Origin of the sequence: Heyndrickxia sp. NPDC080065 (assembly GCF_050281185.1) — a bacterium.
GTDB lineage: Bacteria > Bacillota > Bacilli > Bacillales > Bacillaceae_C > Heyndrickxia.
In genome coordinates this window covers 260,932-266,967 of record NZ_JBNNWS010000008.1, presented here as the reverse complement: position 1 = coordinate 266,967, position 6,036 = coordinate 260,932, and the positions used below count along the sequence as shown (strand labels likewise).

Annotated in this window: 13 protein-coding genes and 1 tRNA gene; 6 read left to right on the top strand and 8 right to left on the bottom strand. The window is 34.8% G+C overall.

Annotated features, from left to right (window positions below; genetic code table 11):
* Nucleotides 1-69: 69 nt before the first annotated feature.
* Nucleotides 70-306, bottom strand: a complete 237-nt coding sequence (locus ACQKP0_RS12015; protein ID WP_427406084.1) for a hypothetical protein — start codon at nucleotides 304-306, stop codon at nucleotides 70-72.
* A gap of 141 nt (nucleotides 307-447) precedes the next feature.
* On the opposite strand from ACQKP0_RS12015, the gene ACQKP0_RS12010 reads away from it, so the two are divergent.
* Nucleotides 448-576 carry a hypothetical protein gene (locus ACQKP0_RS12010; RefSeq protein WP_427406083.1) on the top strand — a complete coding sequence of 43 codons (129 nt, stop codon included), beginning with the start codon at nucleotides 448-450 and terminating at the stop codon, nucleotides 574-576.
* Here the strand turns inward: ACQKP0_RS12010 and ACQKP0_RS12005 are convergent.
* Nucleotides 573-737 carry a hypothetical protein gene (locus tag ACQKP0_RS12005; protein WP_427406082.1) on the bottom strand — a complete coding sequence of 55 codons (165 nt, stop codon included), beginning with the start codon at nucleotides 735-737 and terminating at the stop codon, nucleotides 573-575. The genes ACQKP0_RS12010 and ACQKP0_RS12005 overlap by 4 nt on opposite strands.
* A 17-nt stretch (nucleotides 738-754) precedes the next feature.
* On the opposite strand from ACQKP0_RS12005, the gene ACQKP0_RS12000 reads away from it, so the two are divergent.
* Both ACQKP0_RS12000 and ACQKP0_RS11995 read left to right on the top strand, forming a co-directional pair.
* Nucleotides 755-955: a hypothetical protein gene (locus tag ACQKP0_RS12000; protein ID WP_427406081.1), complete on the top strand. Its 201-nt coding sequence runs from the start codon at nucleotides 755-757 to the stop codon at nucleotides 953-955.
* Nucleotides 956-963: 8 nt separating this feature from the next.
* Nucleotides 964-1,773: a site-specific integrase gene (locus ACQKP0_RS11995; protein WP_427406094.1), complete on the top strand. Its 810-nt coding sequence runs from the start codon at nucleotides 964-966 to the stop codon at nucleotides 1,771-1,773.
* 96 nt (nucleotides 1,774-1,869) lie between these two features.
* On the opposite strand, the gene ACQKP0_RS11990 is transcribed toward ACQKP0_RS11995, so the two are convergent.
* Nucleotides 1,870-1,942: transfer RNA gene (locus tag ACQKP0_RS11990), tRNA-Val, on the bottom strand.
* Nucleotides 1,943-2,186: 244 nt separating this feature from the next.
* Between ACQKP0_RS11990 and ACQKP0_RS11985 the strand changes: the two genes are divergently transcribed.
* From ACQKP0_RS11985 to ACQKP0_RS11975, 3 genes are all read left to right on the top strand, one after another.
* Nucleotides 2,187-2,909 carry an alpha/beta hydrolase gene (locus ACQKP0_RS11985; protein ID WP_427406080.1) on the top strand — a complete coding sequence of 241 codons (723 nt, stop codon included), beginning with the start codon at nucleotides 2,187-2,189 and terminating at the stop codon, nucleotides 2,907-2,909.
* A gap of 225 nt (nucleotides 2,910-3,134) precedes the next feature.
* Entirely contained in the window at nucleotides 3,135-3,647 is a 513-nt protein-coding gene (locus ACQKP0_RS11980) for a YjcG family protein (protein ID WP_427406079.1), read from the top strand.
* A gap of 6 nt (nucleotides 3,648-3,653) precedes the next feature.
* On the top strand, nucleotides 3,654-4,076 hold the full coding sequence (locus ACQKP0_RS11975) for a GNAT family N-acetyltransferase (protein ID WP_427406078.1): 423 nt from the start codon (nucleotides 3,654-3,656) through the stop codon (nucleotides 4,074-4,076).
* Nucleotides 4,077-4,122: 46 nt separating this feature from the next.
* Here ACQKP0_RS11975 and csaA read toward each other — a convergent pair whose 3' ends face one another.
* From csaA to spoVAE, 5 genes are all read right to left on the bottom strand, one after another.
* A complete protein-coding gene (csaA, locus tag ACQKP0_RS11970; protein ID WP_427406077.1) occupies nucleotides 4,123-4,455 on the bottom strand; it encodes a chaperone CsaA in 333 nt (110 codons plus the stop codon).
* 25 nt (nucleotides 4,456-4,480) lie between these two features.
* Nucleotides 4,481-4,714: a hypothetical protein gene (locus ACQKP0_RS11965; RefSeq protein ID WP_427406076.1), complete on the bottom strand. Its 234-nt coding sequence runs from the start codon at nucleotides 4,712-4,714 to the stop codon at nucleotides 4,481-4,483.
* 108 nt (nucleotides 4,715-4,822) lie between these two features.
* Nucleotides 4,823-5,080, bottom strand: coding sequence for a stage VI sporulation protein F (locus ACQKP0_RS11960; RefSeq protein WP_427406075.1), 258 nt, complete (start codon nucleotides 5,078-5,080; stop codon nucleotides 4,823-4,825).
* Nucleotides 5,081-5,401: 321 nt separating this feature from the next.
* Entirely contained in the window at nucleotides 5,402-5,530 is a 129-nt protein-coding gene (locus tag ACQKP0_RS11955) for a YjcZ family sporulation protein (RefSeq protein WP_427406074.1), read from the bottom strand.
* Nucleotides 5,531-5,648: 118 nt separating this feature from the next.
* The gene (gene spoVAE / locus ACQKP0_RS11950) at nucleotides 5,649-6,005 is read right to left on the bottom strand and encodes a stage V sporulation protein AE (protein ID WP_427406073.1); all 357 of its coding nucleotides are present in this window, start codon (nucleotides 6,003-6,005) and stop codon (nucleotides 5,649-5,651) included.
* Nucleotides 6,006-6,036 lie beyond the last annotated feature (31 nt).

The following is a 6,036-nucleotide window of genomic DNA, read 5'->3' as shown; positions in this document are numbered from 1 at the left end:
TCTAACAATGAAGGCATTTTTAATTTTATTTCCATTGAACCACCTCACAACTTCACTTTTTCAAACTTTTCATCTAAAACCTAAACTGTTTTTTATTGGAGCGTTCATAGCTTTTTTTACTGCCCTTTCAGCTCTCCCTTTCGCATTCAAAAGTGATTCATAACCGAGAATTATTTTGGTACCTACAACATGATCTATTTGCATTTCTGGGAACCCGTCTGTTGCTTTATTTAAAAGTTTTTGTAACTCGTCTGCGCTCATGCCTTCTGTTTCCACAACCTTGTACTGCCTAAATGATTTACTCACTATATTCACTCCTTTTTTGTACTATGTATTAAGATTCCTTTTATTATATAATTGGATTACCGTTCTTTTTCACAGGCTCTGCTCCCAGAAGCTGTACAGAATAACATCCTAGCGAAAATTTTTGAAAAGGGAGTGGTGTTTATGAAACTACTATTTAAAACACCTGAAGGACTAAAAATAATCGTCGGAACGCTTCTTGTATTAATTGATTGTTTCATTTTAGGCAACACCATCGCTGGTATGCCTGTGAAAGAGAATGGTATTTTTTAAAACAAAGATTCCTGAAATACTCCTGTTTTAGCCGCCACTGGATTAATCCAAAGTACTTCTTGACGTTTTGCCCCGGCTTCTGCAGCAACATCCATAGTTTCTCTTTGCCAATACTTTAATCTCTCGTCATATATATGATGAGCATATCCAGAAAGAAGCACTGGCCCCGGGTGATAAAATGGAAGTAGAAGCAGGTTTATATATAGCCCCGGAAAAGATGAAATTTGGCGAATTCGTAAAAGAATGGGAATTAAAATATGCTAAAAATGAACTTTCTCCAGGTACATTAGATAATTACAAGGAACATTTAAATAATCATATATTACCTGAGTTTGAGGAAAAAACGATTAGACCAAGTGAAACCAATTCACGTCATTAATTTTATGAATCACTAAAAGAAAAGACGAAAAAAAGGGAGAACTTTCAGTCGGAACAAAGCAATACATTTACAGAACGTTAAGAAATGTATTTCAGCGCGCAGAGGATAGGAAAATTATTAAATCTAACCCGGTAGCTGAAGTAAAAAAGCCGAAAGATAATAAGGATCATGAAGCTAATGTTTACAATGAAAAAGAAGTTCAACAACTTTTTACTCTTGTTCAAGACGAGTTATTTCATTGGAGAATCTTCGTTACTCTGGCTCTAGCAGCTGGATTAAGACGTGGTGAATTAATAGGACTCGAATGGTCTAATATTAACCTAGAAAAAGGAACAATAAATATTAAAAAGGTAATAGTTAAAGGTGAAAACGGAAGGCCAATAATCAAGGGACCAAAATCGAAAAAATCAAAACGTATTGTCTCTTTACCTCCTTCAATAGTAGAGGAATTAAAAAAATTTAATACGAATTGGAAAAAAGAAAAACTAAAATCTGGTGAGCTTTGGATTGAAAAAGAACGTGAATGGGTCTTTTGCAATGAAGATGGAACGCATTTTTATCATTCTACCCCGTCAACTTGGTGGAGGCGTTTTATAAAACGATCAAAAGTCCGGTATATTCGTTTACATGATTTACGTAATACATCTGCAACTCTTTTAATTAATCAGGGAGTGTATGCAAAAATTATTTCGGAACGACTAGGACATGCTGATATTAGAATTACAATGGATACTTATGGACATGCTCTTCAAACAGCTGACAAAGAAGTAGCGAATAAATTAGATAATGTTTTTTCTCCTCAAAAAAAGAGCATTTAATGATTTCGTCAACAATTCGTCAACAACGACTCATTTTTTAATATTTCTACGAAATTTAAAAACCCTAGAACCATTGTGGCTCTAGGGTTTTATGTATGATTCTGACTGGGCTCGAACCAGCGACCCCCACCCTGTCAAGGTGGTGCTCTCCCAGCTGAGCTACAGAATCACAATATTATTTCTGGGACATTATTAAATATAGTATGTAAATCCTATTATGTCAATCATTTTCACTAAAAAAATAAAATATTTCCTTTTTTTGATTAATCGAAGTAAAATTATCTTACAATAGAAAAGCGAAAAGATTTGCCTAGTGACTACGCTCACAAGAACAACCTTTGAGTGTGAAAGTTTTTCTCCAGAGGGGATAGTTCTGTGATCATAGGAAGCTTGTACAGATAGGAGGAAATTCATTGACTACATCAAAAAGCACAATTACAGATATATCTTTTGAGAGTAAGGAATTAGGGGAAACATTAAATCTTTTAGTTTATTTACCCGCTAACTATTCTCCTTTATATAAATACAATTTATTGATTGCTCAAGACGGAAAAGACTATTTTCAGTTAGGAAGAATTGCTCGTGTAGCAGATGAGTTGTTAGATAAGGGCGAAATTGGAAACCTTATAATTGTGGGAATACCATATAAAAATGTCCATGATCGAAGGAAGAAATATCACCCAGACGGTGAACAAAATGACGCCTACATAAGATTTTTGGCACATGAGCTTGTTCCTTATTTAGATCAAGAGTATCCTACATTCCAAATGGGAAATGGGCGGGTATTAATTGGTGATTCTTTAGGGGCAACTGTTTCATTGATGACTGCAGTGAAATATCCTAATATTTTTGGAAAAGTCATTTTGCAATCTCCATTGGTCGATGAAAAAGTTTTACATGCGGTAACAAATCATTCAAATCCTCATTTGCTTGATGTTTACCACATTATTGGAAAAGGAGAAACAGAAGTTACAACGACAAATGGGAGCATTCAAGACTTTTTGACTCCTAATCGAGAGCTTCATCAATTATTTCAGAAAAAAGGCTTCCAAAACTTTTATGAGGAATTTGATGGAAATCATACTTGGAAATTTTGGCAGCCTGATTTAAAACGAGCTTTGAAGAATACATTTTAAGCTGAGTACTTTATTATGTTAAATTTTCCGAATAATTGTTATAATAAAAGTAGGCTTTTTTATCATTCGGTTTTGTTAACTTTCATGTCGTTCTTATAAAATCCTGTAGGGGATGTGTTCAGCTAATTATACTCCGTATAGAAATCGCTTCACATATACCCTACAGAGAAATTAATCAACAATAAATATTAACAAAGCCTATTATTCTTTAAGGAGGTAAAATAAATGAAATACGGTATTGTAATGTTTCCATCTAAAAAGCTACAAGATCTAGCTAATTCTTATAGGAAAAGATATGATCCCCACTATGCACTGGTTCCTCCACATATCACTCTTAAACATGTCTTTGAATCTTCTGATGATGAAATGAATAATATTTCAGAAAGGCTTAAAAACGTTGCCGAGAAGTATAAACCAATCAAGCTTCATATTTCAAAGGTCAGCTCTTTTCAACCTGTAAATAATACGATTTATTTTAAGATTGAATCTACACCAGAGCTGGAACAACTTCACCTTGATTTATATAAAGACTTACCTGGAGGAGAACCAGAATACGCGTTTGTTCCGCATGTTACAATTGGACAAAAGCTATCAAATGATGAACATTCAGATATATATGGCCAGCTTCGCTTGCTTGGCATCAACCATGAAGAAGTCGTGGATCGCTTCCATCTGTTATATCAGCTTGAAAATGGTTCATGGACGGTCTATGAAACTTATCACTTAGGAAAGGAATAAAAGTTCGTGAAAGTCTTACAAGTAGCAACCGATCAACAATTAGAAGATGCATTTAAAATTAGAAAAACTGTATTTGTCGAAGAACAGCAAGTCAGTATCGAAGAAGAAATCGATGAATTTGAAGATTCTGCCGTACATTTTGTCTTATATGATAAGGATGATGCTGTAGGAGCTGGAAGGTTTCGAATAGTCGATAGTAAAGGGAAGGTTGAGCGTATTTGCATCATCCCTACCTATCGTGGGAAAGGTGCAGGGAAATTGATTATGGATGCAATACAAAATTATGCATCCAATCAGGATATCCAAGTTTTAAAGCTCAATGCTCAAACCCATGCCATTCCTTTTTATGAAAAACTAGGTTACGAAGTGGTATCTGATGAATTTATGGATGCAGGCATCCCACACAAAACGATGGAGAAAAGATTATAATTCATAAGGCTGTCCCATGGGACAGCCTTAATTATTTATGCAACACTTATGCAATTGGAGTTCCATTTGGAATCGGCTGTCTAGGTTGTAACAAGACGACATCACCTTCTTCAGGCACTCCTCCTAGAACTAAAACTTCGGATTTAAATCCAGCAATTTTCCTTGGCGGGAAATTTACTACTGCTACAACTTGCTCGCCTACTAAAGCATCTGGTGTATATCTTTTGGTAATTTGTGCACTCGATTGTTTTACTCCAATTTCATTACCAAAATCAATTTCCATTTTTATTGCAGGAATCCTTGCTTCCGGAAAGTGTTCAGCTTTAAGGATTGTCCCAATTCGTAAATCTAGCTTCAAAAAATCTTCGATTGTTGCCATGTTTTCACTCCTAGATATATGTTTATTATATATATTCGTTTATAAACTTCCCTTTTCCTGTTATGTCTGGGAATGAAGAACTTTTATTGATTTTAGAATTTCTAAAGTTATTATCATTTAAATTTTGTGGAGTTTTAAAAAATGATGGATTTGTAATTTTGGAAGTTCGTAATAACCTTATGGATTGTTCATTTCGATTAATCATTCGATTACTATATTGATTATACTGATCATTTTCCAATGTTAATCTATAGACCATTTTAACCACCCCTAATCCTATTGTAAACCATTTCAAAAATAAACAAACCGTTAAATTGTGCAAAAAATCAAAAAAAGCAAAAGGACTTGCAGTGCAAGCCCATATAAGTTACTTCTTATTATTCATCATTTTTGAAATAGTATTAAAGTCTAGCTTTTTACCATCATTAATTATTGAATTAACCATCTTATTTTCAAGCTCTTTTGACACTGGCTTATTAGCAATTTGCGAAACCCTTTGAATAATGCTTCGCACAGTTTTTTCATCTTTAAAATTTGCATTCTGCAATGAGTTTGCTAACTCAAAAATGTCTTTCATATTCACACCAGTTTTTTTCTCAATATTTTTAAAAAAATTATTTTCCATTCTTCGTCTCGCCCTCCCTTTCAACTACATTATGTTATGAAAGCAGTTAAAAAAAGGTGAAAGACAAAAGCGGACAAATTAAGAAAAGTGCAAGTGCCGCAGGTCTAGCGTACGGATTTCGTAATCTTCGACTGAGATAAAGGAAACCGTGCTGAGGCAGTTCACGAGATGATGTTGACTTATCGTAGGGAGGAGACGAAGTAATCCGCTAGCCGATAGGCGTTGGAGCTAGACATAGAAAAGTGCGGGGCGCCTTGATCTATGTACAAAAAAATAGATGAAGTAATCCATCTGGCTTTACTTCATCTTTGTTATTTTTCATTAACATAATGCAGCTCCTACAATGATTAATAAGATAAATAAAACGACGATTAAGACAAAAGTGCTTCCCCCGCCGAAACCGTATCCATAGCCACCGTAGCAACAGCCATATCCGCCATATCCATACATCACTATCACCTCACTTTTATATTCTTATTTTAGAATATGTGGGTAAAAGCCAATGTGCATGGGCATTTTTTATAAAAAACTTCTTAAGTCAAAGCCTTCCTCCAATAGGATCCACGTTTTATCCTTTAGGCTTAAAGATTAGCGCTCCAATAAATCCAAAAATAATTGCTGCTGAAATTCCGGAGGAAGTGACTTCAAACATTCCAGTTAATACACCAACAATCCCGTGTTTTTGCGCCTCATTCATTGCACCTTCAACTAGAGAGTTACCGAAACTTGTAATGGGAATTGTTGCACCAGCTCCTGCAAAATCAATCAAAGGTTCATACAATCCTAAACCAGATAAAACCGCTCCAATGACAACTAATAAACTTAAAGTATGACCTGGAGTTAGTTTGGCAACATCAAATAGCAATTGCCCTATTAAACAAATGATACCTCCAATAATAAAGGCCCAAAAAAACATCGCTAACATGAAACACTACCCCTTTCCTTCATCCCAGAAT

Coding starts and splice junctions, on each gene's coding strand:
- ACQKP0_RS11955 (WP_427406074.1), bottom strand. CDS start 5,530: ATGTATGGATATGGCGGATATGGCTGTTGCTACGGTGGCTATGGATAC.
- ACQKP0_RS12010 (WP_427406083.1), top strand. CDS start 448: ATGAAACTACTATTTAAAACACCTGAAGGACTAAAAATAATCGTCGGA.
- ACQKP0_RS11960 (WP_427406075.1), bottom strand. CDS start 5,080: ATGGAAAATAATTTTTTTAAAAATATTGAGAAAAAAACTGGTGTGAAT.
- ACQKP0_RS11965 (WP_427406076.1), bottom strand. CDS start 4,714: ATGGTCTATAGATTAACATTGGAAAATGATCAGTATAATCAATATAGT.
- ACQKP0_RS12000 (WP_427406081.1), top strand. CDS start 755: ATGGAAGTAGAAGCAGGTTTATATATAGCCCCGGAAAAGATGAAATTT.
- csaA (WP_427406077.1), bottom strand. CDS start 4,455: ATGGCAACAATCGAAGATTTTTTGAAGCTAGATTTACGAATTGGGACA.
- spoVAE (WP_427406073.1), bottom strand. CDS start 6,005: ATGTTAGCGATGTTTTTTTGGGCCTTTATTATTGGAGGTATCATTTGT.
- ACQKP0_RS11980 (WP_427406079.1), top strand. CDS start 3,135: ATGAAATACGGTATTGTAATGTTTCCATCTAAAAAGCTACAAGATCTA.